23 protein-coding genes are annotated in these 23,260 nt (G+C 67.8%); 15 read left to right on the forward strand and 8 right to left on the reverse strand.

All coding sequences use genetic code 11. The features are described 5' to 3' along the window. The first annotated feature begins 16 nt into the window (after positions 1 to 16). Complete coding sequence (locus ACW18C_RS14065; protein WP_492071555.1) at positions 17 to 2,521, forward strand: helicase-related protein; 2,505 nt, start codon at positions 17 to 19, stop codon at positions 2,519 to 2,521. Then, entirely contained in the window at positions 2,518 to 2,799 is a 282-nt protein-coding gene (locus tag ACW18C_RS14070; RefSeq protein ID WP_492071557.1) for an RNA-binding S4 domain-containing protein, read from the forward strand. The genes ACW18C_RS14065 and ACW18C_RS14070 overlap by 4 nt, the downstream gene beginning before the upstream one ends. Before the next feature lie 27 nt (positions 2,800 to 2,826). Here ACW18C_RS14070 and ACW18C_RS14075 read toward each other — a convergent pair whose 3' ends face one another. Further along, on the reverse strand, positions 2,827 to 3,453 hold the full coding sequence (locus ACW18C_RS14075) for a YceI family protein (RefSeq protein WP_155988087.1): 627 nt from the start codon (positions 3,451 to 3,453) through the stop codon (positions 2,827 to 2,829). A gap of 188 nt (positions 3,454 to 3,641) precedes the next feature. Between ACW18C_RS14075 and fdxA the strand changes: the two genes are divergently transcribed. The 3 genes from fdxA (at position 3,642) to ACW18C_RS14090 (ending at position 5,359) form a co-directional block, all read left to right on the forward strand. Further along, the gene (gene fdxA / locus ACW18C_RS14080) at positions 3,642 to 3,983 is read left to right on the forward strand and encodes a ferredoxin FdxA (protein ID WP_017505910.1); all 342 of its coding nucleotides are present in this window, start codon (positions 3,642 to 3,644) and stop codon (positions 3,981 to 3,983) included. 325 nt (positions 3,984 to 4,308) lie between these two features. After that, positions 4,309 to 4,839 (forward strand): CarD family transcriptional regulator, encoded by a 531-nt coding sequence (locus ACW18C_RS14085; protein WP_008260268.1) that lies wholly within the window; start codon positions 4,309 to 4,311, stop codon positions 4,837 to 4,839. A gap of 130 nt (positions 4,840 to 4,969) precedes the next feature. After that, positions 4,970 to 5,359 (forward strand): hypothetical protein, encoded by a 390-nt coding sequence (locus tag ACW18C_RS14090; RefSeq protein ID WP_040350188.1) that lies wholly within the window; start codon positions 4,970 to 4,972, stop codon positions 5,357 to 5,359. 3 nt (positions 5,360 to 5,362) lie between these two features. Here ACW18C_RS14090 and ACW18C_RS14095 read toward each other — a convergent pair whose 3' ends face one another. Continuing rightward, positions 5,363 to 5,887, reverse strand: coding sequence for a DUF3617 domain-containing protein (locus tag ACW18C_RS14095; RefSeq protein WP_230307586.1), 525 nt, complete (start codon positions 5,885 to 5,887; stop codon positions 5,363 to 5,365). Positions 5,888 to 6,103: 216 nt separating this feature from the next. On the opposite strand from ACW18C_RS14095, the gene rpmB reads away from it, so the two are divergent. Together rpmB and ACW18C_RS14105 are read left to right on the forward strand one after the other, a co-directional pair. Then, positions 6,104 to 6,403 (forward strand): 50S ribosomal protein L28, encoded by a 300-nt coding sequence (gene rpmB / locus ACW18C_RS14100; RefSeq protein WP_035306987.1) that lies wholly within the window; start codon positions 6,104 to 6,106, stop codon positions 6,401 to 6,403. A 111-nt stretch (positions 6,404 to 6,514) separates the two neighbouring features. Next, a complete protein-coding gene (locus ACW18C_RS14105) occupies positions 6,515 to 8,251 on the forward strand; it encodes a M1 family metallopeptidase (protein ID WP_492071560.1) in 1,737 nt (578 codons plus the stop codon). Positions 8,252 to 8,408: 157 nt separating this feature from the next. On the opposite strand, the gene ACW18C_RS14110 is transcribed toward ACW18C_RS14105, so the two are convergent. Next, the gene (locus ACW18C_RS14110) at positions 8,409 to 9,185 is read right to left on the reverse strand and encodes a transglutaminase-like domain-containing protein (RefSeq protein WP_154725809.1); all 777 of its coding nucleotides are present in this window, start codon (positions 9,183 to 9,185) and stop codon (positions 8,409 to 8,411) included. Between the two features lie 245 nt (positions 9,186 to 9,430). On the opposite strand from ACW18C_RS14110, the gene ACW18C_RS14115 reads away from it, so the two are divergent. From ACW18C_RS14115 to ACW18C_RS14130, 4 genes are read left to right on the forward strand one after another with little or no spacing between them, the layout of a single operon-like run. After that, the gene (locus tag ACW18C_RS14115) at positions 9,431 to 11,602 is read left to right on the forward strand and encodes a histidine kinase dimerization/phosphoacceptor domain -containing protein (protein ID WP_492071562.1); all 2,172 of its coding nucleotides are present in this window, start codon (positions 9,431 to 9,433) and stop codon (positions 11,600 to 11,602) included. 40 nt (positions 11,603 to 11,642) lie between these two features. Next, positions 11,643 to 12,158 carry an EamA family transporter gene (locus ACW18C_RS14120; protein ID WP_492071564.1) on the forward strand — a complete coding sequence of 172 codons (516 nt, stop codon included), beginning with the start codon at positions 11,643 to 11,645 and terminating at the stop codon, positions 12,156 to 12,158. After that, entirely contained in the window at positions 12,056 to 12,553 is a 498-nt protein-coding gene (locus ACW18C_RS14125; protein ID WP_492071566.1) for a DMT family transporter, read from the forward strand. The genes ACW18C_RS14120 and ACW18C_RS14125 overlap by 103 nt, the downstream gene beginning before the upstream one ends. Before the next feature lie 50 nt (positions 12,554 to 12,603). Continuing rightward, entirely contained in the window at positions 12,604 to 12,879 is a 276-nt protein-coding gene (locus tag ACW18C_RS14130) for a hypothetical protein (protein ID WP_492071567.1), read from the forward strand. Positions 12,880 to 12,941: 62 nt separating this feature from the next. Here ACW18C_RS14130 and ACW18C_RS14135 read toward each other — a convergent pair whose 3' ends face one another. The 4 genes from ACW18C_RS14135 to ACW18C_RS14150 form a co-directional block, all read right to left on the reverse strand. Next, positions 12,942 to 13,145, reverse strand: a complete 204-nt coding sequence (locus ACW18C_RS14135) for a cold-shock protein (RefSeq protein WP_008264090.1) — start codon at positions 13,143 to 13,145, stop codon at positions 12,942 to 12,944. A gap of 197 nt (positions 13,146 to 13,342) precedes the next feature. Beyond that, positions 13,343 to 14,104, reverse strand: coding sequence for an extensin-like domain-containing protein (locus ACW18C_RS14140; protein WP_492071568.1), 762 nt, complete (start codon positions 14,102 to 14,104; stop codon positions 13,343 to 13,345). Between the two features lie 82 nt (positions 14,105 to 14,186). Further along, positions 14,187 to 14,756: a chemotaxis protein CheD gene (locus tag ACW18C_RS14145; RefSeq protein WP_492071570.1), complete on the reverse strand. Its 570-nt coding sequence runs from the start codon at positions 14,754 to 14,756 to the stop codon at positions 14,187 to 14,189. A gap of 80 nt (positions 14,757 to 14,836) precedes the next feature. Beyond that, positions 14,837 to 15,967 (reverse strand): serine hydrolase domain-containing protein, encoded by a 1,131-nt coding sequence (locus ACW18C_RS14150; protein WP_492071572.1) that lies wholly within the window; start codon positions 15,965 to 15,967, stop codon positions 14,837 to 14,839. A gap of 125 nt (positions 15,968 to 16,092) precedes the next feature. Here ACW18C_RS14150 and ppk2 point away from each other — a divergent pair, with 125 nt between their 5' ends. The 4 genes from ppk2 to ACW18C_RS14170 all read left to right on the forward strand — a co-directional run bounded on the left by ppk2 (position 16,093) and on the right by ACW18C_RS14170 (position 21,253). After that, on the forward strand, positions 16,093 to 16,842 hold the full coding sequence (gene ppk2, locus ACW18C_RS14155; protein ID WP_492071573.1) for a polyphosphate kinase 2: 750 nt from the start codon (positions 16,093 to 16,095) through the stop codon (positions 16,840 to 16,842). 349 nt (positions 16,843 to 17,191) lie between these two features. Next, positions 17,192 to 18,622, forward strand: coding sequence for a metalloprotease TldD (tldD, locus tag ACW18C_RS14160; protein ID WP_492071575.1), 1,431 nt, complete (start codon positions 17,192 to 17,194; stop codon positions 18,620 to 18,622). Positions 18,623 to 18,682: 60 nt separating this feature from the next. Beyond that, positions 18,683 to 18,988, forward strand: a complete 306-nt coding sequence (locus tag ACW18C_RS14165) for a hypothetical protein (RefSeq protein WP_492071576.1) — start codon at positions 18,683 to 18,685, stop codon at positions 18,986 to 18,988. 192 nt (positions 18,989 to 19,180) lie between these two features. Then, positions 19,181 to 21,253: a TonB-dependent receptor plug domain-containing protein gene (locus ACW18C_RS14170; protein ID WP_492071577.1), complete on the forward strand. Its 2,073-nt coding sequence runs from the start codon at positions 19,181 to 19,183 to the stop codon at positions 21,251 to 21,253. A 70-nt stretch (positions 21,254 to 21,323) separates the two neighbouring features. Here the strand turns inward: ACW18C_RS14170 and ACW18C_RS14175 are convergent, their stop codons facing one another. Beyond that, on the reverse strand, positions 21,324 to 23,009 hold the full coding sequence (locus ACW18C_RS14175; protein ID WP_492071578.1) for a peptide MFS transporter: 1,686 nt from the start codon (positions 23,007 to 23,009) through the stop codon (positions 21,324 to 21,326). Positions 23,010 to 23,260: the final 251 nt, after the last annotated feature.

Raw genomic sequence — 23,260 nt, forward strand, 5'->3', positions numbered from 1 at the left:
CCACCTTGCAGGGGTCATGAGCGACCGGTCCGCAGGCCTCGCCCCTTCCCGCGTCACGGCGGTGCTGGGGCCCACCAACACCGGCAAGACCCATCTGGCGGTCGAGCGGATGCTGGGTCACGCCTCGGGCATGATCGGCCTGCCGCTGCGGCTGCTGGCGCGCGAAATCTATGAGCGTATCGTCAAACAGCGGGGGGCGGCCGCCGTCGCCCTGATCACGGGCGAGGAAAAGATCGTCCCGCCGCGCCCGCACTATTTCGTCTGCACCGTCGAGGCCATGCCGCTGGAACGGTCGGTGGAATTCCTGGCTATCGACGAGATCCAGTTGGTCGCCGACCCCGAGCGCGGCCACGTCTTCACCCAGCGGCTGCTGCACGCGCGCGGCCGGTTCGAGACCATGTTCCTGGGCGCCGGGACCATGGAGCCCCTGATCCGCCGTCTGGTCCCGGACGTCGAGATCGTGACCCGCGACCGGCTGTCCACCCTCTCCTACGCCGGGTCCAAGAAGCTGACCCGCCTGCCCCGCCGCAGCGCCATCGTCGCCTTCTCGACCGAGCGGGTCTACGCCATCGCCGAACTGATCCGCCGCCAGCGTGGCGGCGCCGCCGTGGTCATGGGCAGCCTCTCGCCCCGCACCCGCAACGCCCAGGTCGCCCTTTACCAGTCGGGCGAGGTGGACTTCCTGGTCGCCACCGACGCCATCGGCATGGGGTTGAACATGGATGTGGACCATGTCGCCTTCGCCGGCCTGAGGAAGTTCGACGGTCGGCGGACCCGCTGGCTGCACGCCCACGAGATCGGCCAGATCGCCGGCCGCGCCGGCCGCCATCTGCGCGACGGGACGTTCGGCGTCACGGCCGAGGCCGAGGATCTGGACGCCGATCTGGTGGAACAGGTGGTCGAGCATCGGTTCGATCCGGTCGAGGCGGCGGAATGGCGTAACGCCAGACTGGACTTCGACACCCTGCCCGACCTGCTGCGCTCCCTGACGGTCACGCCCCAGCGCAGCGGCCTCAGCCTGACGGCCGAAGCCCTGGACGAGACCCTGCTGCGCCGCCTGATCAAGGACGAGGAAGTGGCCCGCGTCGGCCGTTCGCGCGGCGCCGTCATGCGGCTGTGGGAAGCCTGCCAGCTGCCCGACTTCCAGAAGACGACGCTGGACGAGCACGCCCGCCTGGCCAGGGACGTCTTCCACGCCCTGACCGGCAAGCGGGGCCGGCTGACCGACGACTGGATGGCGCCGCGCTTCGCCTTCGTGGATCGCGACGACGGCCAGATCGACCAGCTGTCGGCCCGGCTCTCGGCCGTCCGCACCCTTTCCTATATCGCCAACCGTCCCGACTGGGTTCATGACGCCCAGGGCTGGCGCGACAGGACCCGTGCGCTGGAGGACCGTCTGTCCGACGTGCTGCACGAGCGGCTGACCGCCCGGTTCGTCGATCGCCGCACCACCGCCCTGATGCGGGCCCTGAACGTCCGCGAGGATACGTTCGCGGGCGTCGCCGACGACGGCGAGGTGACGGTCGAGGGCCAGGTGGTGGGCCAGTTGGACGGCGTCCGTTTTCAGATGGAGAAGGGCGCCTCCGCCCTGGAGGACCGCACCCTGCGCCAGGCCGCGGTCCGCGCCGTCACGCCCGAGATCAACCGCCGCCTGGGCCGTCTGGCCGCCGAGACCGACGAGGCCTTCGCCGTCACGCCGGACGGGGCCGTCCTTTGGCGCGGCGTCCTGACCGCCCAGATCCAGTCCACGCCGACCGGCGCCGATCCCTTCTCGCCCTCCGTCCGCCTGCTGGGCGAACTGGGTCCGACGCCCGCCCGCGAGCGCGCCAAGCGTCGGATCGAGGCCTGGCTGGCGTTCGAGGCCGGCCGCGCCCTGCGCGACCTGCGCCGCCTGCGTCAGGCGGTCGAGTCCGGCGCCCTGAAGGGCCTGCCGCGCGGCATCGCCTTCCGCCTGATCGAGGCCGGGGGCCTGATCGACCGTCGCGACGTCGAACGCGACCTGGCCGCCTTCAGCCAGGTCGAGCGCCGCACGCTGAAAAGCTTCGCCATCCGCGTCGGCGCCCATTCCGTCTGGCTGCCCGGCCTGCAGAAGCCCCGCGCCCGCCATTTCGCCCAGGCCTTCCTGGACGCCCCCCTGATTCCCGCGACGCCCGATCTGATCCCCGCGCCGCCCGAACCGCCCTCGCCCCGCCTGCTCTCGGCCCACGGCCTGCGCGCGGCCGGCCGCTGGCTGGCGCCCGTCGAGACCCTGGAGAAGATGGCCGATCTGCGCGCCGCCAATACCGCGGACCGCGGCCGCCTGTCCGACGCCGCCCTGATCGACCTCGGCTGGACCGCCGATCAGGCGAAACAGGTCATCGCCGCCCTGAAGACCGAGCGCGCCCGCCAGCCCGACAAGCCCGGCGTCGCGCCGAAGCCGCCCAAGGATTCGCCCTTCGCCGCCCTGGCCGTCCTGACAGCGCCCCCGACGCCGCCGGCGCGCGCCAAACGCCGTCGCCCGCGCCGAAAGGCCCAGGCTTGAGCGACGACGCCTGCCGCATCGACATCTGGCTGTGGCGGACGCGCTTCTTGAAGACGCGAAGCCTGGCCGCCGCCCTCGTCGAACGCGGCGCGGTGCGTTTGACGCATCAGGGGCGGGAGACCCGGCTGGACAAGCCCAGTCGCTGCGTCCGCCCCGGCGATCTGCTGACCTTCGCCCAGAACGGCCGGGTCACGACCCTGCGGGTGGAGGCGATGGGCGAAAGGCGCGGGCCGCCTGAAGAAGCCCGCGCCCTCTATTCCCTGATTATCGCGCCCTGAGGGCCAGGGGCCCGGCGCGAAAATCGCTTACTGCTTCAGGACGAACTCGCCCTCGATGTGCAGCTTCACCTCGTCGGACACGGCCGGCAAGGCGTAGTTGATGCCGAAGTCGGAGCGCTTGATGACAGCTTCCCCGTCGAAGCCGGCCTTGTAGGCGCCCATGGCGGTTCCGGCCTGGTTGAACTCGACTTCGATCGTGACCGGCTTGGTCACACCGCGAAGGGTCAGATCGCCGACCACGGTCGCCTCGTTGGCGTCATCGGCGTCGACCGTGACGGAACGCGAGACGAAGGTCGCCGTCGGATGATTGGCGGTGTCGAAGAAGTCGGCGGTCTGCAGGTGGGCCTTCAGCTTGTCGTCGTTCGGGGCCACGTCGGTCAGCGGAATGGTGGCGGTCAGGGTGGAGGCCGAGGGATTGGCGACGTCCAGCTTCAGCTCGGCCTTCACGTTCACGAACTGGCCCGTGTAGGTCGAGAAGCCGAGGTGGTTCACCGACCAGGTGATCTTGCCGTGGCCGGAGTCGAGATCATAGGCGCCGGCGGTCACTTCCGACGGGGTCTTGGTCAGGGCGGCCTGGGCCACCACCGCGCCGCCGGCGGCGAGGCTGACGGCCAGGGCGCCGGCGAGGGCGTATTTCATGAAGGGGGTGCGCATGGGGAATGTTCCGGTTGAAGAGGATCGTTATATGCAATCAACACAGTTGCGATTAAGCCTGACTGTTGTCAAGTCGTGTCAGACCGCCTGCGAACGTCTCCCACCTTAAGCCGCGCTGTTGACAGTTGGTTGCGTGGCCGCCATGTCGCAGGCCTCCCACCCACAGTTTCGCCCCCGTTCGCCGCCCCATGACCTACATCGTCACCGACGCCTGCGTGAAATGTAAGTTCATGGACTGCGTCGAGGTCTGTCCGGTGGACTGCTTCTACGAGGGCGAAAACTTCCTGGTCATCGCCCCGGACGAGTGCATCGACTGCGGCGTGTGCGAGCCCGAATGCCCCGTCGACGCCATCGTGCCCGACACCGAGGACGAGCCGGACGGCAAGTGGCTGCAGGTCAACGCCGAATACGCCAAGGTCTGGCCCAATATCACCGTCAAGGGGACGCCCCCCGCCGACCGCGAACAATATGAGCGCGAGACGGGCAAGTACGAGAAATACTTCAGCCCCAAGCCCGGCAAGGGCTCCTGATTTCTCGACGACTTTCGGCGCCTCGCCCCGCCGAACGGCCAAGGTTGAACTGTCGCAAATCCACGTCCGCCCTGTGGACGTTTTGAAATTCCGCAAATTTGTGATAGGTTCTGTTTCATTGGATCGGGCGGTCCGCGAAATCTTCGCGCCGCCCGTGTTTGCGACAGAATCCCGCCCACAGACGGGATCGGCCAGAGGTTTGGTGATCCGTTTCCGCATTTGACGCCCAGCATCATCCCGACCGACGGAGAGATCCGGCGGCCGAGATCCTGTTTGCGTTTCCTGCGCCTTCGCGTCGCCCGGCCCTGACCGGGAAAGGACGAATATGACGAGCAAGACTGGTCTGGAGTTCAAGGTTGGCGACGCGGTCGTCTATCCGGCGCACGGCGTCGGCAAAGTCGCGGCGGTCGAGACTCAGGAAGTCGCGGGCATGTCGCTGGAAGTCTATGTCGTGACCTTCGACCACGAGAAGATGACCCTGCGCGTCCCGACCAAGAAGGCTGCGACGGCCGGCCTGCGTTCGCTGGCCGCCGACGACGTCGTGACCAAGGCCCTGACCACCCTGAAGGGGCGCGCCCGCATCAAGCGCACCATGTGGTCGCGTCGCGCCCAGGAATACGAGGCCAAGATCAACTCGGGCGACCTGATCTCCATCGCCGAAGTGGTCCGCGACCTGCACCGCGCCGACACCCAGCCGGAACAGTCCTATTCGGAGCGCCAGCTCTATGAATCGGCCCTGGACCGGATGGCGCGCGAAGTCGCCGCCGCCAACAAGATCGACAAGGACGCCGCCGTCGAACTGCTGGCCAAGTCGCTCAGCGCCAAGAAGCCGATCCCGACCGCCGAAGCCGCCTGAATACAGGTTGGGGCTTCCGCCTCGAACCAACGGAAAGGCCCCGGAACGATCCGGGGCCTTTTTGGTTTGACCGACATCAAGGCGCGCCTGCGGCTTCGACGTCCACATGGCCCTTGATCAGGAGCCGACCATGACCGACGCCGACCCCGCCGCCCCGCTGGGCTTTCATCACATCCGTCTGGAACTGGCGCGCGAGCCGCAGGCCCCGGCGGGCGATCCCGAGGCGGGCTATGATATTCTCGCGCCGCTGACGGCCGAGCGCCGCCTGGACGCCGCCGTCTGGCGAGAAGCGCCGGAAAAATGCCGGGTCCGCCGCTTTTCGCACGGCGCCACCCTGGCCTTCGGTCGGCTGCGTCACGCCGCCCCCGACCGCTGGTTCCTGGATTTCGAACCCGGCGACGCGGACGACGTCCACGGTTTCCGCCTGGCCGACGAACGCCTGGAGACCGGCGAATACGTCAGTCTCTCGACGGACGACCAGATGCACACCTATGTGGTCGCCCGCTCCGAACCCGTCTGAGGCTCAGAAATACTCCGCATCGGCCGGGCACTGGGCGCTGATGCGGCGCGCCGTGATGGTGGCGGGAATATAGGGGGTGCCGCGCAGCAACTGGGCCCCGCCGCGGAAGCTGAAGCTGGTGTCCTCATAGGCGCCGGTCAGCCGCACATTGACCCGGCGGCCCTTCTTGTCCTGACACGTCCCCTCGAACCGCGCCCGGCCGTCCCCGACCACGCGGGTCGGATAGGTGCAGCGCCAGCGGTTGGTCGACAGACCGCCGAAGAAGCGGTTGATCTCGCTGGGCCGCACGCATTTCTGTTCGGTGTCGCGTTGGCCGAGCGCGCTGGTCGTATATTCCCAGTAGCCGGGCAGGACTTCGCTCTGGGCGGCCGTCTGGGCCGGGGCCAGGGCGGGGGCGGCCAGCAGGACGCCGCCGGCCATGACCGGAGCCAGCACGGCCCAGACCTTCAGGGACAGGGCGCGTTTGGACAGGCGATCAATCAGGGACGGGCGAGACATGGCGGCCTTCTGTTCAGCGTGGATCTTCATGATATGACCCATAGCGCGCGTCATTTGAATGACGCCTGAACGAAGTCGTGTCCCGGCCGACGCGCGACGGGCCTCGAAAGCCCAAGACTCGGCTTGACGCCGAACCTCCTCTTCCCTTATACGGCCCCCTCTCGCGCGGGCTGCTTCCCGCGCGTACTTGTTTCATGCGTCTTCTCCCTTGTTTCGGGCTGGACGCCGCACCTTAAGGATCTGACGATGTCGCGTCGTTGCGAACTCACCGGTATCGGCCCGATGGTCGGCCATAGCGTGAGCCACTCGAACATCAAGACCAAGCGCCGCTTCCTGCCGTCGCTGAAGACGGTCAAGGTCACCTCGGATTCCCTGGGTCAGACCTTCTCGCTGCGTATCTCGAACGCCGCGCTGCGCACCCTCGACTACAAGGGCGGCCTGGACGCCTTCATCGTCAAGGCCCGCGACGAGCAGCTGTCGATCGCCGCCCAGCGCATCAAGCGTCAGGTCCGCGCCAAGCTGGCCGAGCAAGCCGCCGCCGCCTGATCGGCGACCGCTGCATCTGTTTCTGGAAAAGGCCGGCGGCGACGCCGGCCTTTTTCTTTGCCCCCCGCCCCGGCCGACGGCTAGGCTTCAGCCGTATTCGGAGGGGATTCCATGACGATCGCGCGCACCCTGGCCTGCACGGCCGCCGGCCTCGCGCTGACGGCCTGCGCCACGACCCCGCCGCCGCCGCCGTCCTTGGCTCCGCGCGAGTCGACCGCCTTCACCCTCGCCACCGATCAGCCCCTGACGCCTGAACAGCAGGCGATGCGGTTCGACCAGGCCGACCTGTCGATCCGGGTCCTGCCCGAGGACCGGGCCATCGACGCCGTCGCGGTTCTGGACTTCACCGCCACGGCCCCGCTGCACCGGCTGGAGGTCGAACTGGACACCCTGCTGGCCATCTCCTCCGTCCAGATCAACGGGGTCGAGGTCGCCGCCGACCGCTGGGCCAATCCCGAAGGCCGTCTGACGGTCCAGTTGCCCCGCGCCCTGGCCGCCGGTCAGAGCGTCGCCCTGCGCGTCGCCTACGCCGGCCGGCCCCGCGTCGCGCCCCGCGCCCCCTGGGACGGCGGCTTTGTCTGGTCCACGGCCCCGTCGGGCGAGCCCTGGATCGCCACCGCCGTCCAGGGCGAGGGCTGCGACATCTTCTGGCCCTGTATCGACAGCCCGCACGGAGAGCCGGGCCGGGTCGACCTGCACATCACCATCCCCTCGACCCTGTCGGCGCCGTCCAACGGCCGGTTCCTGGGCACGGTCGATCACGGCGACGGCTGGACCACCTGGAACTGGTCGGCGAAGAGCCCCAACACCTACGCCATCGCCCTGAATGTCGGCCCCTACGAGGAGGTCAGCGGTCAGTACGAAAGCCGGTTCGGCAATACGATCCCGATGAACTACTGGCATCTGAAGTCGGACGCGCCCGACAAGGTCCAGGCCCTGTTCGCCCAGTTTCCAAAGATGCTGGACTTCTTCGAGGCCAATGTCGGCCCCTTCCCCTTCGGCGACGAGAAGATGGGCGTGGTCGAGACCCCGCACCTGGGCATGGAGCACCAGACCATCAACGCCTATGGCAACGGCTACAAGATCGACGGACGCGGCTATGACTGGCTGCTTCAGCACGAGTTCGCCCACGAATGGTTCGGCAACCAGCTGACCAATCAGAACGCCGACGACATGTGGCTGCACGAAGGCCTGGGCAGCTATATGCAGCCCCTCTACGCCCGCTGGCTGCTGGGCGACCGCTATATGCAGCGCGAACTGGCGAACCAGCGCGAGGGATTGATCAACAAGTTCCCCGTCGTCTCGGGCACGCCCAAAACCGAGGACGAGGTCTACAAGGGCGACGTCGGCCCGGGGAACGACATCTATTCCAAGGGCTCGCTGATCAGCCATTCGCTGCGGATGCTGATCGGGGACGCCGCCTTCCACCAGGCCCTGACCCGCCTGGTCTATGGAACCGATGATCCCCGGCCCGGCGCCTTCAGGCCCCTGTACCGCTCGACGCGGGATTTCCTCCAGATCGTCAACCAGGTGACGGGCCAAGATTACGGCTGGTTCTTCCGCGGCTATCTCTACAACGCCGCCCTGCCGGTGTTGACCCAGACGCGAGAGGGCGGCGTGCTGCGGCTGGAATGGGCGACCGGCAACGGCGAGACCTTCCCCATGCCGCTGGACGTCGAAATCGACGGCCGCGTCCAGACCGTCGCCATGACCGGCGGCCGGGGTGAGATCGCCGTTCCCGCCGGGGCGCACGTCCTGATCGATCCTCAGAACAAGGTGCTACGCCAGATGGACGTGATCGACGCGCTGCAGGCCTATAAGGCGGAGCAGAAGGCGAAGACGCAGTAGCTCCTCACGCGCAATCTCCGTCATCGCTCCCAATCTCCGTCATCCTCGGGCTTGACCCGAGGATCGGATGATCTGCCGCTCATACAGAAGCGTTAGGCGCAGCCCGCCACTACGCCCGATCCTCGGGTCAAGCGACGGATGGGTGTTGGAAAAGACCCTAAGCCGGCGCCACCGTCACCGACTGCCGCACCATCTGGCACCGCTCCTGAGTCGTCAGGAAGGCGATGTCCGCCGCGTCGCGTCCGCAGGCGATCCGCACCAGACCCTCGACCGGCGCCAGCCGCGTCGCATCGACCAGCCACCAGCCGTTATCCAGCCAGACCTCGAAGATGGCGTGGAAGTCGGGCGGATTCAGCTGGTGTGCAAAGGCGCTGACCGCCCGCGCCGGAATGCCCGACGCCCGGCACAGGGTCATGCCCAGGTGGGTGAAGTCGCGGCACACCCCGGCCCGGTCGATGAAGGTCCGGGCCGCCGTCGTCTCGGTGTCCGACACGCCGTGCTCATAGTCCAGGTTCTCGGTGATCCAGTTCAGGATCGCCAGCACCCGCGCCCCGCCCGAGGTGTCGCCGAACTCCCGCGTGACGAACCGGCCGAACTGGTCCGAAGGGCAGTACCGGCTGGGCTGCAGATAGGGCAGGACCTCGGCCGGCAGCTCGCCCCAGTCATGCTGGGACACGCTGGGCGGCAGGCCCTTCAGCACCCCGTTCTCGACCACCGCCTCATAGGTCAGGGTCACTTCGCCCTCGACGTGGCAGCGCAGGGTCCGGGCCCCGAAATCGACGTCCTCGTCCTCGTGGAACTCCACCGGGGGATCGAAGGTCAGGGTCTCCTGCAGGATGTCCTGGCCGGGCCAGTGGGCGACCTGGATCTTGTAGATGGCGTCCGTCGGCGGATCGAAACGATAGACGAGCTCGGCGCGGACGCGCAGTTTCATGAAGGGCTGCCAACTGGAAAGGGGAACCGTATCCCAACGCCATGGGACTGCGGCCGTTCCGTGTCCATGGCCCGCCTCGGCCAGCGGCGCGACACTGTCCGCCACCGGACACTTCTAACGCGAAATAGACAAGCGCCGCCCGTGTGTTACCTTGTCGGTCGCATGAACCTCCCCACAAGCGAAACCCGGCGAAACGTCCCGGAACCGCCACGCTTCTCCGGCGCGGGCGACCGGACGTCCGCCGCATGAGCGCGCCCGCCGCCCTCATCGACCTGACCGACTGTGATCGCGAGCCGATCCATGTCCCCCAGGCCATCCAGCCGCACGGCTTCCTGCTGGTGCTCAATCTCGAGGCCCAGACCGTCGAACAGGTCGCCGGCGCTGTCGAGGAACTGACCGGCCGCACGACCTGGCTCGATCAGTCGGCGTCCGATCTTCTGGGCGAGATCGTCGGCCGTCGTCTGCGCGACATGGCCCGCAGCCGCGAGACGGGCTTCGCCGGCCGCTGGCGCGCGACCAATCGACTGGAATACGACATCGTCGTCCACTATGCGCCGGGCCGGGGTCTACTGGAGCGGATGGTGGTCGAGGTCGAGCAGAGCTCGCAGCAGGCCCGTCTCGGGGTCGAGCTGATCACAAGGCTCGACGCCGCCGCCGCCGCCCTGGAACGGGCCGCATCGGTCCAGACCGTGTGCGAACGCGCCGCCGACGCCTTCCGCAGCCTGACCGGCTTCGAACGGGTCATGATCTACCGTTTCCTCGACGACGAGGCGGGCCAGGTGGTCGCGGAATCGCGCGCGGCCGGCGCGTCGTCCTTCCTGAACCACCATTTCCCGGCGACCGACATTCCCCGCCAGGCCCGCGCCCTGTATCTGCGCAATCCGGTGCGGGTCATCCCCGACTGCCGCTATACGCCCCAGCCCCTGCGGCCGGTCGCGCCGGGCGAGCCGCCGCTGGACATGAGCGACAGCGGCCTGCGCTCGGTCTCGCCGGTCCATATCCAGTATCTGAAGAACATGGGCGTGCGGGCCTCGGCCTCGGTGTCGATCATCGTCGACGACGTCCTGTGGGGCCTGGTCGCCTGCCACAGCGCCACGCCGCTGCTGCTGCCCTATGAAATGCGGGTCGCCTGCACCACCCTGGCCCGCACCCTGGCCCGTCAGTTGAAGACCAAGGCCGACGCCGAACTGTATCGCGACCGGGTCCGCCTGCGCCGGCTGGAGGACGAACTGATCCTGCGCCTGTCCACCGACCGCGATCTGGACGCCGCCCTGGCCGAACATTCGGGGCAGCTGACCGAGCTGGTCGGGGCCGACGGCCTGGCCATCGTGCGCGGCGACCGCATCGCCTGTTTCGGCCACACCCCGCCGCAGGAGGCCGTGCGACGCCTGTCGGACTGGCTGGGCCAGCAGCCGGGCCTGCGCCCCGTCGCCTCCAACGCCCTGTCCGCCCTTCTGCCCGAGGCCCTGGCCTGGCGCGTCCACGCCAGCGGCCTGCTGGCCGTGCGCCTGGCGGGCGACCAGCCCCTGTCGCTGCTGTGGTTCCGGTCCGAGATCCTGGAGACGGTCCGCTGGGCCGGGGATCCGTCCACCGCCGTCAAGTCGGCGGCCGACGGCGGCCCCCTGACGCCCCGCGCCTCGTTCGAGGGCTGGTCCCAGACCGTCACCGGCCGCGCCCGACGCTGGAGCGCGGCGGCCGTGGAATCCGCCGCCCGCCTGCGCGACGCCCTGTTCGACTTCGCCGCCGTCAATCAGTTGCGCAGCCAGAACCGGTCGCTCCAGGCCCGGCTGACCGAGCGTGACCTGCGACTGGAGCAGCAGCAGTTCCTGATGCGCGAGGTCAATCACCGGGTCCAGAACAGCCTGACCCTGGTCTCCAGCTTCCTGGGCCTCCAGGCCCGCGACCTGGGCGACAGTCCCGCCGGCTCGGCCCTGCAGGAGGCGCGTCGTCGCGTCCGCGCCGTCTCGACCGTCCACAGCCGCCTCTATCGCGGCGACCACGACACGACGATCGACCTGTCCCGCTACATCAGCGAACTGGTCGACGACCTGGGCGCCAGCATGGGCGCCGACTGGGCCGCCGCCATCGAGACCGACCTGGCCCCGGTCTGCATCGACGCCGGCCGCGCCGTGACCCTGGGCCTGATCCTGACCGAACTGATCATCAACGCCCAGAAATACGCCTATGACGGCCGGCCCGGCCCGCTGCGCATCACCCTGAGCGAGAGCGACGACCGGTTCCGCCTGGTCGTGGCCGACGACGGCAAGGGCGGCCACAAGGCGGGCAAGGGCTTCGGCTCCCTGATGATCGGCAGCCTGGTCACCCAGTTGGACGGCCGTATCGACTATCGCGACCTGGCCCCCGGTCTGGAAGTCGCGCTGCGCGCCCGGATCGATCCCGCCTCCGATCTGGCCTGACCTGTGGCGGGAGGTCGCGGGGCGGCGTAAGAGGCCCGCCATGTCCGCTCTCGCCGCCCGCGTCTCCCCCCGCGCCTTCGCCCTGATCGTCCTGCTGATCGCCGCCTGCGTCCTGGGCCTGGCGCCGATCCTGGTGCGCCTGACCGAGACCGGTCCGGCGGCGGCCGGCTTCTGGCGGTTCGTCTTCGCCCTGCCCCTGCTGACCCTGCTGGCGTCGCGCGAGCCGGGCGGGATCGCCGCCCCGTCGAAATGGGCGCTGCTGGCCGGCCTGTTCTTCGCCCTGGACCTCAGCTTCTGGCACTACGGCATCGTCATGACCTCGGTCGCCAACGCCACGGTCCTATGCAACCTGACGCCGGTCGTCGTCACCCTGTTCGGCTGGATCGTGCTGAAGGAGACGCCGCACCGGCTGTTCCTGCTGGCCCTGGCCCTGGCCATGGGGGGGCCTTCGCCATGGCGGCGGGCGCCGACGGCGGACAGGGGACCAACCCGCCGCTGGGCGACATCTTCTCGCTGTCGGTGGCGGTCTGGTACTCGGGTTATTTCCTGGCGGTGAAGGCGGCGCGCGCCACGGCCGGCGCCATGCGCGTCACCTTCTGGGCCACCCTGCTGGGCGCGCCCCTGCTGCTGATCGTGGCCCTGGTTCTGGGCGAGGACATCATCCCCGCCAGCCTGTCCGGCTGGGCCGCCTGCCTGGCCATGGGCGTCATGCACGTCTTCGGCCAGGGCGGCGTCGCCTGGGCGCTGGGCAAGCTGCCGGCCTCGATCACCGCCGTCACCATACTGATCCAGCCGGTCGTCGCCGGCCTGCTGGGCTGGTGGATCTTCGGCGAGACCCTGACCCCGATCCAGGCCTTGGGCGGCGCCCTGGTCCTGGGCGCCATCGTGATGGCGCAGAGATCACAACGCGTCAAAGCCGTCCCTGACACATCTGTGAAGAGCAAATCGTAGAGACCTAGCCCTGAATCCAATCAATATGCCGGGGCATTAGGAGTGCGACCTTGGAAAATCGAAAACTGAAAATTCTAGAGTTGGGTCCGTCAGGAATTGGCGACATCTGGAGAGCCAAAGTTCGCGTCACGATTCCCCAGACATTTGGGAAAGACGGCGAGTTTTTCGATCATGTCGAAATGATCGTCACATTACCCTGCGAAGATCAACAAACTGTCGAAACGCTTAAGATTCTGGCGATCAGGGCTGCTAGCGATCGCGTTGATGAGGCTGCTGAATTCCTCGCCTCCGGATCGACAGACCGACTCCTCGCCAATTCACTTTAACGAAAACAGGCGCGGAGGCCTTAGCCCCCGCGCCTGGTTCCTAGCCTTGTCTGCCGTTCGGCTTAAAGGAGCTTGAGGTCGATCGCCGAAGTCTTGCCGCGCTGGTTTTCCAGCTCGTATTCGACCTTGGCGTTCTCATCGAGGCCCTGAAGGCCGGCCTTCTGAACGGCGGTGACGTGAACGAACACGTCAGAGCCGCCGCTGTCGGGCTGGATGAATCCATAGCCCTTGGTGGGGTTGAACCACTTGACCGTACCGGTCGCCATGTCTGCGTCTCCGTAAACGCGCTTTTCCAGGCGGATCCCCCTCAGGGTGACCCGACAGTCCATCTGGACAGCTCGTTCAGGCGAAGGAGCGAGACGCGGGTGTGGACCCCACGCAAAATCCGGACTGTGCTGTTGTTGTCACCCGGCTTTTCCGGTCGGTCAACAGCAAAGCGATTCGCGTCAGGGGCGATTCAACCTTAACGGCACAGGCCCCGCTCAGCCCCGTCGACATGCAGATGGTTCTCGTGGGCGGCGTTGTAGTCGGGCGTCAGCACGGTCGAGAACAGTCGGCACGCCCCGTCGCGCACCGCGTGCAGGAACCGCCCGCCCGGCTCGCCCGCCGGACCCTGGCCGCGCCAGTCGTTCAGCACGCTGACGGTCCGCCCGTCCTCCAGCCGCACCGCCGCCACGTCCAGGGCGTTGGCCCGCGCATGTTCGCTGGGCCGCTCCTGTTCGTCCTGCGAGCCATAGATGCGCCGGCATGAATAGGTCCCGTAGTTCTCGACCCGCGCCGGGGCCGAGCCCAGGATGCTGCGCGCCGCCGGCTGCAACACCTGCCGGTCCCAGATGACATAGCGGACGGCCAGCGGGCACTGCATCACCACATCGGCCGGGGCCAGGGGCGTCACCGCCCCGCCGGTGATCCGCACCGCCCCGCGCACGACGCAGAAGCCGCCGTCGTCGCGATCCGCCGCCCGCTCGACCTCGATCCCCGCCTCGCGCAGCACCTGCATACAGGCCTCGGTCGCCCCCTGGACCTCTTCCGAGGCCGCCGTCGGGGCGATGTCGAAGTCGGCCACCTTGGCCGCCGTCGCCCGGCCCAGCGGCTGGCTCAGGTCCAGCGGCTTCCACGGCAGGTCCTGCGGCGGCGCATAGGCGTTCAGCAGCGCGAAGGCCGCGCAGGCCAGCAGCCCGACCTCCCACAGCAGATTCCAGAAATCGGCGAAGTCGCGCTTCATGCAGCCCCAGCATGGACCGCCCACGGCCCCGCTGGCAAACGCCGCGAGGGGGCGAAGCGTTCAAATACAGCCGCCCGCGCCCCTAGGCGGCGGTAGGCAGCACCAGAGGTTTGACCGGGCGCAGCATGATCCTGGCGCCGGCGACCTTCTTCACCCCGGTCAGCGGCGTGTGAATCAGCCGGCCTGATTCCGGCCAGAACTCGAGCCTGCAGCCCGCCGCCCCGCTGCGAACGGGAGCGGCGGTCGCTATGCCGCGCTCGGCCAGATAGGCCATGGCGAAATCGACGTTGTTCTGGCCGATGGGATTCTGGACCGGGCCGGGACTTGCGCCGCCGAACACCTGGGCCTCCAGGCGCTTCAGACTGGCGCCCCGTTCAAGCAGGCGGTCGATCAGCAGCGGCATCAGCCGGGAGCCGTAGCGGGAGGGGTCGCTCCGCGAGCCGGAGGGAAGCCGAGGCAGGACGAAATGATTCATCCCGCCGATTCCGGCCTTGGGATCGCGCACACAGGCCGCAACGCAGGATCCCAGGACCGTGGTGATCACGGTGTCGGGATCGTCGCTGACGCAGAATTCGCCCTGGCCGAGCGAGACGTGGTCGACCTGACGCCCGTCACGCTCCCAGCCGCCTCGTAAGACATTGTAACTCAGCACTGTGTACGCCTTCACTCACTCACCGCTCTGGAATAACCGCAAGTGGTCTACAGAGCATTTAGAACGGGTCTGGAATCTGCTCAGGCGTTCAGCCGTCCGATCAGTTTTAGCATCAGGGCGGTCGTCGCCGCCTGACCCGCGCCCTGATTGCTCAGGGCGATGAAGGCCACGCCCCGCGCCGGGGCGACCACGGCCGTCGCGTACCATAGGGTGTTCGACCCGTCGTGCGTCAGCACCGGCCCGCCCGCCCAGGGAATCTGCGGCGGCGCAATCCACCCCAGGGCGTAGGGCATGCCCTCGCCCGCGCCCGGCGTGGCCAGTTGCGCCGCCGTCTCCGGCTTCAGCCAGCCGCCGCCGTCCGTCACGAACAGCCTCAGCCATTTCGCATAGTCGTCCAGGCTCATGTGCGCCGTCCCCGCCGGCCCCAGGGCCGGGGGATTGTCCGCGCCCGGATCGACGGGATCCACAGCGACCCGCGCCGCCCCTTCGCCGCGATGCCCCCAGACATTGGGGCCGCCCGCCGTATCGGTCTTCGGCGCGCCAAAACCGCCCGACGTCAGGCCCAGGGGCGCGAACAATTCGGCCTGAACGACCTGTTCCCACGACCGGCCCGTGATCCGTTCGATGGCCGCCCCGACCAGCATATAGTTGGCGTTGGCGTATTCGAACGCCCCCTTCGTCCCGGTCGGCGCGACGCCCAACATCCGCTCGACCACGGCCAGCCGCTGTTGCGGCAGGGACCGCGGGTCGCCCCTCGCGGTCAGGAAAAAGACCATGCCCAGGGCGTCGGCGTCCTTCACCCCCGCCCGGTGATGCATGAAGTCGCGGATCGTCGTCCCGTCCCAGGCCGGGTCGATCCGGACGCCGGGGAACAGATTCCCCAGCGGCGCGTCCCAGTCCGCCCGTCCCTGGTCGACCAGCCGCCCGTAAAGGGCCGCCGTCATCGCCTTGGTGTTCGACCCCAGGTGCCAGCGGTCGTCCAGGGTCGCGGGATCGGTCCCGCCGATCCTTCGCACGCCCCGCACCCCGGACCAGACCAGGCCTTCGCGCGTGACCACGCCCCCGGCCAGGGCGACCGGCCCGGTCTCCGCAAAGGCGGCGTCCAGCCCCGCCTCATAGTCTGCGGCGTCGCCCGCCGAAGCGGACGACACGCCTCCGGTCGCCGCAGCGACCAGTCCGGCGGCCAAAAGCCTGCGGCGATTCAGCGTCATCGAAGCCTCCACTTTGGAATATCCTAGCCCCGGTCGTCGCTGGCGGCACGTGAGAAGCGCGTCATCTTGCATCGCCCGTCAACGCCCCGCTTGCCCTCGCCCCCGTCCCGTCCCACTCTGATCGAATGGGAAAGAAGACAGACGCCTACGACGCCGAACTCGAACAGTTGCAGCTCGCTGTCGTGAAGACCCAGGCCTGGACCATCGAGCATGGGCTGCGGGTGGTCGTCGTGCTGGAGGGGCGCGACACCGCCGGCAAGGACGGGGCCATCAAGCGGCTGACGGAATACATGTCCCCGCGCCAGACCCGCGTCGTCGCCCTGCCCAAGCCCAGCGACCGGGAAACCAGCCAGTGGTATTTCCAGCGCTACGTCCCGCATCTGCCGGCGGCGGGCGAGACCGTCATCTTCAACCGCTCCTGGTACAATCGCGCCGGGGTCGAGCCGGTGATGGGCTATTGCACGCCCGAGCAGTACGCCCAGTTCCTGACCGATGCGCCGCGCTTCGAGCGGATGCTGACCGACGACGGAATCATCCTGATCAAGCTCTGGCTGGACATCTCGCGCAAGGAACAGGCGAAACGGCTGAAGGAACGCCGCGTCGATCCGCTGAAACGGTTCAAGCTGTCGTCGCTGGACGCCGAGGCCGAGGCGCGGTTCGACGCCTATTCCGACGCCCGCGACCGGATGCTGGACGAGACCGACCGCGCCTTCGCCCCCTGGACCATCATCGCCACTGACGACAAGAAGACCGCCCGGCTGAACCTGATCCGCCACATTCTGAAGATCCTCGACCACTGCGGCGAGGAGATCACGGCCCCGGACCCCGACATCGTTCTCGACTCCGACAAGGCCAAGGGCAGGCTGGCGCGCTGAGCCGCTCCCCTTTTCTTTCGTCATTCCGGGCGCAGCGCAGCGGAGACCCGGAATGACGAAAAGGGTCTTTGCCCTCATAATGACGCTGGTCCCTCCGTATGGATTTCAACGCCCTGCTGAACGGCTGGGCCTTTCGACCGGGCGCCCCTCCCGCGCGTGCTAGTCTTCTGGTCTTGCCGCCGTCGCCGGAGATTTCAGACGATTCAGACAAATTAGACTGTGTTTTTTCCTGAACGCCGCCGTCGCCGATTTCAGACTATTCAGACGATTCAGACTCTCTTTTTTCGTCCCGGCGTCTGAATCCGCCCCGGCAGGTGACGAACCGCCCTTCAGCCCCTACCTACAGCCCATGACCGTTCACGCCGCCCCGCCCCCCATCCTCGACGCCGCCGGCGTCGAGACCGACGAAGCCCTGTCGATCCTGAAGACGGCCCTGGCCGGCGCCGACGACGGCGAGCTGTTCCTGGAACGGTCCGAGAGCGAGAGCCTGGTGTTCGACGACGGCCGGCTGAAGTCCGCCGCCTATGACGCCACCGAGGGCTTCGGCCTGCGGGTCGTGGCGGGCGAGACCGCCGGCTACGCCCACGCCAACGAGATTTCGGCCGCCGCCCTGCGCCGCGCCGCCGACAGCGCGGCTCTGGCCAAACAGGGCCACGCCGCCCGGGTCGCCGAGGGGCCGCGCGCCACCAATCAACAACTCTATGACGCGGTCGATCCCCTGGCCTCGCCCGCCTTCTCGGACAAGATCGCCCTGCTGGCCGAGATCGACGCCTGGGCCCGCGCCCGCGACCCGCGCGTGGTCCAGGTCTCGGCCTCCCTGGTCGGCGAGCGCCGCGCCATCGAGATCCTGCGCGCCGACGAACGGGTGGTGCGCGACGTCCGCCCCCTGGTCCGGCTGAACGTCTCCGTCACCGTCGAACAGAACGGCAAGCGCGAGAGCGCCTCGTCCGGCGCCGGCGGCCGTGCGGGCTTCGAGGCCTGGGTGGCGCCCGAACGCTGGCAGGCCCAGGTGGACGAGGCCCTGCGCCAGGCCCTGGTCAACCTCGACGCCATCGACTGCCCGGCGGGCGAGATGGACGTGGTCCTGGGGGCCGGCTGGCCCGGCGTCCTGCTGCACGAGGCCATCGGCCACGGTTTCGAGGGCGACTTCCACAGGAAGGGCTCGTCCGTCTTCAACGGCATGATGGGCCAGCGGGTCGCCGCCCCCGGCGTCACCGTGGTCGACGATGGCTCCATCGCCGGCCGTCGCGGCTCCCTGTCGGTCGATGACGAGGGCACCCCCACCTCGCGCACCGTCCTGATCGAGGACGGAATCATGGTCGGCCTGATGCACGACCGGCTGTCCGCGCGTCAGCTGGGCGTCGCCGCCACCGGCAACGGCCGTCGCCAGTCCTTCGCCCACATGCCCATGCCCCGCATGACCAACACCTTCATGGAGGGCGGCCGGGACTCCAAGGCCGACATGATCGCCAACACCAAGCGCGGCCTCTACGCCGCCAACTTCTCGGGCGGCCAGGTGGACATCACCAACGGCAAGTTCGTGTTCCAGTGCAACGAGGCCTATCTGATCGAGGACGGGGTCATCACCGCACCCGTCCGCGGCGCCACCCTGATCGGCGACGGCGCCACGGCCCTGACCAGGATCCAGATGATCGGCGACGACTTCGCCTTCGATCCCGGCGTCGGCGTCTGCGGCAAGGCCGGCCAGGGCGTTCCCGTCGGCATCGGCCAGCCCTCGCTGAAGATGGGCGGCCTGACCGTCGGCGGCACGGCGGTCTGAGGAGGGCGGAACCCTAATCGCCGAGCGCGTGTTTCCTCGCCACACTGGAGAGGACACACCATGCCCACCGAACGCACTGTCGAACACCCTGACGGCCGGGTCGAACGGATCACCGAGAACGATCCCGCCGCAGCCCCCGTCGTCGTCGAGAGCCGTCGCGGCGGCGGCCTGGGCGGCGTCGTCGCCCTGATCATCGGCCTGGCCCTGGTCGGGCTGATCGGCTGGTTCCTGATCAACATGAACCGCAACGACGCCGTCGAGTCGAACGCCATCGCCGGCGCCGCAGACAGCGTCGGCGGCGCGGCTGAGAACATCGGCGACGCCGCCCGCGACGCCGTCCCGGACCGCCAGGCCCCGGCCAACTGAAGACCGCAGGCTCTCCGCCCCGCAGGGTGGAGAGCCTGTAACTATTACAGATCTGTATACTTGCCAAACCAAGTACAGTTTAATGAACGCCTTGTAATGATGTCGCCGATTTAATCCACCTTTCCGCCTTGTAACTGGAGAATAATGCGGCGGATCGGCACACCTCTCGCCAACAAACCGAGGGGAAGATCGATGACGAAGGCCTTACTTCTGGGCGGTACAGCCCTGCTCTTTACGACGGGCGCCGCCTTCGCCGGCGACGAACCGCAGGTGGCTCAGACGCCCGTGCCGACCGGACCGGTCAGCCAGGCGCCCTTGGCCGACGCCGCCCAGCGCGGGGTGCTGGTCTTCACGCCCGCCTTCTTTCTCGCTCAACAGCCCAACACCGCGCTCGACATGGTCAACCGGGTGCCCGGCTTCGACCTCGACGACGGCACGGGCGCGCGCGGCTTTGAAGGGGCGGTGGGCAATGTCCTGATCGGCAACGCCCGGCCGGCCTCCAAGAACGACACCGGCTCCAACGTGCTCAGCCGCACCCCGGCCCGTCAGGTCGAGCGGATCGAGCTGATCCGGGGCGGCGCGCCCGGCATCGACATGCAGGGGTTCTCGGTGGTGGTGAACGTCATCCTGAAGAAGGAGACCAGCCGCCAGTCGATCCTGACCTGGAACACCACCCAGTTTGAGGGATCGGGTCAGGACCTGTACGGCGGCAGCTACCAGTTCACGGCCCGCAGCGGCGACCGCAGCTGGGGCGTCACCCTGTCCGACGGCGTCAGCATGAGCGATTCCAACGGCCCCGGCCGCCTGATCCGCCGCGACGCCTCGGGCAATATACTGCGCGACGAGCTCACCGACACCGACGGCTATGGCGGCGGGAACTCGATCCGCGGGACCTACGCCGGCCCGCTCGCGGGCGGCAAGGTCGATCTGACCGCCCGCTACGGGGTCAACGACTGGCAGGGCTACAACACCAGCCGATCCGCCACCGCCTTCCGCGAAAGCCTGGACAGCGAGGACAGCGACAGCGGTGAGTTCGGCGTGACCTGGGAGCGTCCCCTGAACGACCGTTTCAAGCTGGAAACCCGGCTGATGCACGAGTTCGGCAGCTGGGACGGGGTCTCGACCTACAACGTGCTGAACAACGGCGTGGACGCCCCCGAACAGGTCTTCGCCTATTCCGGCGAAAGGTCAGAGACCATCCTGCGCGCCCTGGTCCGCCACGAGCGCTCGCCGAAGCTGACGATCGAGACCGGCGGCGAGATCGCCTACAACATGCGCCAGGCCGATCAGGCCTATACAGAGGGCGGCGCGCCCATTCCCCTGCCCAGCGCCTCGGTCAAGGTCGAGGAGACGCGCGGCGAGGCCTTCTCCAAGGGAACCTGGCGGCTGCACCCCGACCTGACGCTGGAGGCCGGCCTGCGCCTGGAAGCCTCGACCATCAGCCAGTCCGGCGACGCCGACCAGGAGAAGAGCTTCTTCTTCGCCAAGCCCCGCTTCATGGCCACCTGGACGCCGATGCCGAACAACCAGCTGCGCCTCCGCTTCGAGCGCGAGCTGGGCCAGCTGGACTTCTCCGACTTCGCCGCCTCGGCCGACCTGGAAGAGGAGAACGTCTATGGCGGCAACGTCGATCTGGAGCCGGAGCAGCGCTGGATCTCGGAACTGACCTACGAACGCCGCTTCTGGGGCGAGGGCGTCGTCTCCATCGGCTATCGCCACGACGAGATCATCGACGCCATCGACCGGATCCCCCTGGCCGGCGGTCTGTCGGCGGTGGGCAATATCGGCGAAGGCACGCTGGACCGGCTGTCGCTGAACGTGACCCTGCCGCTGGACAAGCTGGGCGCGCCGGGCGCCCGCTTCACCTTCAAGAACGACTGGAACAAGACCGCCGTCACCGACCCGACCACGGGCGAAGAACGGCCCATCTCGGGGGTTCGAGCCACCCAGGCCAATATCGGCATCGAGCAGGACATCACGCGCTGGAAACTGCAGTGGGGCGTGAACTGGCTGCCCTATCTGGGCCAGCCCAACTATTCGCCCGACCAGGTCTCCAAATGGCGCGGCACGGACTATTTCGAGATGTTCGCCGAGTACAAGCCGAGCCCGACCCTGGCGATCCGCGCCCAGCTGAACCTGTGGGACGACTTCACGAACAGCCGGACGGTTTTCGCCGACCGCGAGACCCGCGCCGTGGCCTTCATCGAGGACAGCACGGTCGATCCCCGCACCTTCGTCTCGATCCGGGTCCGCAAGACCTTCTGAGGCGAAAGGCCAGCAAAAAGCCCCGGCGGATCGCTCCGCCGGGGCTTTTCCTTGTTTCAGGCGGTCGGGATCAGTGAACCCCGGCCATGCCCTTCTTCAGCAAGGGCGAGATCAGCAGCAGGAAGACGCCGACGCCGACGCCCGTCCAACCGATGGTGCCGAAGATCGACCCATAGGTCTGCAACGCCAGCGCGGGACTGGTGACAACCCCTGCGACCGTGTCGGTCGCCGTCGCCTTGGCGATCAGGCCGGCGACGATGTGGGCGACCGAGCTGGACAGGAACCAGATCCCCATCATCATGCCGACCACGCGCGCCACCGACAATTTGGTGATCATCGACAGGCCGACCGGCGACAGGCACAGCTCGCCGATCGTGTGGAAGACATAGGTCAGGAACAGGAACAGCAGCGGCACCCGGAAGGCGTCATTAGCCTGGGTTCCCGCCGCCCAGGTCAGGACCAGGAAGCCCAGGCCCACGAAGACCAGGCCGAACGAGAACTTGACCGGTGTCGAGGGCTCAAGGTTCCGCTTCCCAAGCCAGACCCACAGGGCCGCGATGATCGGACCGCCGATGATGATGACGCCGGGGTTGAACATCTGGGTGTAGCCGGCGTTGAACCAGTCGGGCATCTGGGTCGACTGGTCGGCGAACAGGGTCAGGGACGACCCGGCCTGTTCGAACAGGGCCCAGAACAGCACCGAGAAGAAGATCAGCAGCTGGGCGACCAGCATGCGGCTCCGTTCGGCGCCCTTCAGCCGGAAGACCGTATAGCCGACCACTGAGGCGAAGATGACGCCGGCGATCCAGGGCAGACCTGTCTCGATGATCTCGTGGCGTTGCATCAGCAGCCAAGTCGGGATGACGGCGACCAGGCCGGCGATCCAGAAGAAGGGAACAAGGGGCACGCCCAGAATCGAACGTCCCTCGACCGGAACGGGCGGCGCGCCGCGACCCTCAAGCCAGGACTGGCCCAGAACGAAGGTCAGAAGCCCAAACAACATGCCGATGCCGGCCAGACCGAAGCCGTAAGCCCAGCCATAGTTGAAGCCGAGATAGGAACAGGCCGCCGTCGCCAGGAACGAACCCAGGTTGATGCCGACGTAGAAGATGGTGAAACCCCCGTCGCGACGGGGATCGTTCTCTTCATAAAGGGCGCCGACGACGGTCGAAATGTTGGCTTTCAGGAAGCCCACGCCGACGATGATCAGGGCCAGGGCCAGGAACAGGACCGGCTCGCCGAGCGCCGTATCGCGCTCGGTTTCCAGCGTATATCCGCCTGTGGCGGTGAAGGCCGGGAAACCGGCCGCGGCGGCAGGAGCGGTCGCGGCGTTTGCGGCGGAGGGTTCGGCGCCGAGGGTGGAAACCCCTTCCGGCGTGATCGATATGGGCACGCGCTGGTCGCCGTTGACGGCGAACATCTGACGGTTCTGATCGCGGCCTTCGACCTGGATCTGATAGGTGGTGTCGCCGATGGTCAGGCTTTCACGACCGCCTGTGCCCTCGAACGCCATGGTGAAGTGGCCCATGACCAGCAGGACAGCGCCGATGATGACGGCTTTGCGCGATCCCAGATATTTGTCCGCGATCATGCCGCCGATGACCGGCATCAGATACACGAGAGCCGCATAGGCGGCGTAGATGCCCTGGGCCTCGGCCGGGCCGAACAGGAAATGCTGCGTCAGATACAGGACCAGCAGGGCCCGCATCCCGTAGAAGGAGAACCGTTCCCACATCTCGGTGAAGAACAGGATCACCAGCCCCCTCGGGTGCCCCAGGAAAGTCTTGCGAGGCGCCAGCGCCCCCCCATCCGTCGCTGTCAACGGCTCACTCCCAACTGCCGCGCCGCAACTGGGCGCGCGAAAGGCGCATACCCAGCACAGCAGGCAAATGCGAACAAGTGTTAAGGCTGTCGCGCCCCCTCCCTTCACTGTCGGACAAAGGCCACTTTGGCGCGGCTTCTGCACTGTGCGCCCTCGAGCAGCAGTCCCGGTTTCATTATGGGAAG

The organism is Brevundimonas sp. FV1ye7S (assembly GCF_058680995.1).

Excerpts from the sequence above, each read along its gene's own strand:
- ACW18C_RS14065 (WP_492071555.1), top strand. The coding sequence starts at position 17 with ATGAGCGACCGGTCCGCAGGCCTCGCCCCTTCCCGCGTCACGGCGGTG.
- ACW18C_RS14075 (WP_155988087.1), bottom strand. The coding sequence starts at position 3,453 with ATGCGCACCCCCTTCATGAAATACGCCCTCGCCGGCGCCCTGGCCGTC.
- fdxA (WP_017505910.1), top strand. The coding sequence starts at position 3,642 with ATGACCTACATCGTCACCGACGCCTGCGTGAAATGTAAGTTCATGGAC.
- ACW18C_RS14085 (WP_008260268.1), top strand. The coding sequence starts at position 4,309 with ATGACGAGCAAGACTGGTCTGGAGTTCAAGGTTGGCGACGCGGTCGTC.
- ACW18C_RS14090 (WP_040350188.1), top strand. The coding sequence starts at position 4,970 with ATGACCGACGCCGACCCCGCCGCCCCGCTGGGCTTTCATCACATCCGT.
- ACW18C_RS14095 (WP_230307586.1), bottom strand. The coding sequence starts at position 5,887 with ATGAAGATCCACGCTGAACAGAAGGCCGCCATGTCTCGCCCGTCCCTG.
- rpmB (WP_035306987.1), top strand. The coding sequence starts at position 6,104 with ATGTCGCGTCGTTGCGAACTCACCGGTATCGGCCCGATGGTCGGCCAT.
- ACW18C_RS14105 (WP_492071560.1), top strand. The coding sequence starts at position 6,515 with ATGACGATCGCGCGCACCCTGGCCTGCACGGCCGCCGGCCTCGCGCTG.
- ACW18C_RS14110 (WP_154725809.1), bottom strand. The coding sequence starts at position 9,185 with ATGAAACTGCGCGTCCGCGCCGAGCTCGTCTATCGTTTCGATCCGCCG.
- ACW18C_RS14115 (WP_492071562.1), top strand. The coding sequence starts at position 9,431 with ATGAGCGCGCCCGCCGCCCTCATCGACCTGACCGACTGTGATCGCGAG.
- ACW18C_RS14120 (WP_492071564.1), top strand. The coding sequence starts at position 11,643 with ATGTCCGCTCTCGCCGCCCGCGTCTCCCCCCGCGCCTTCGCCCTGATC.
- ACW18C_RS14125 (WP_492071566.1), top strand. The coding sequence starts at position 12,056 with ATGGCGGCGGGCGCCGACGGCGGACAGGGGACCAACCCGCCGCTGGGC.
- ACW18C_RS14135 (WP_008264090.1), bottom strand. The coding sequence starts at position 13,145 with ATGGCGACCGGTACGGTCAAGTGGTTCAACCCCACCAAGGGCTATGGA.
- ACW18C_RS14140 (WP_492071568.1), bottom strand. The coding sequence starts at position 14,104 with ATGAAGCGCGACTTCGCCGATTTCTGGAATCTGCTGTGGGAGGTCGGG.
- ACW18C_RS14150 (WP_492071572.1), bottom strand. The coding sequence starts at position 15,967 with ATGACGCTGAATCGCCGCAGGCTTTTGGCCGCCGGACTGGTCGCTGCG.
- ppk2 (WP_492071573.1), top strand. The coding sequence starts at position 16,093 with ATGGGAAAGAAGACAGACGCCTACGACGCCGAACTCGAACAGTTGCAG.
- tldD (WP_492071575.1), top strand. The coding sequence starts at position 17,192 with ATGACCGTTCACGCCGCCCCGCCCCCCATCCTCGACGCCGCCGGCGTC.
- ACW18C_RS14165 (WP_492071576.1), top strand. The coding sequence starts at position 18,683 with ATGCCCACCGAACGCACTGTCGAACACCCTGACGGCCGGGTCGAACGG.
- ACW18C_RS14170 (WP_492071577.1), top strand. The coding sequence starts at position 19,181 with ATGACGAAGGCCTTACTTCTGGGCGGTACAGCCCTGCTCTTTACGACG.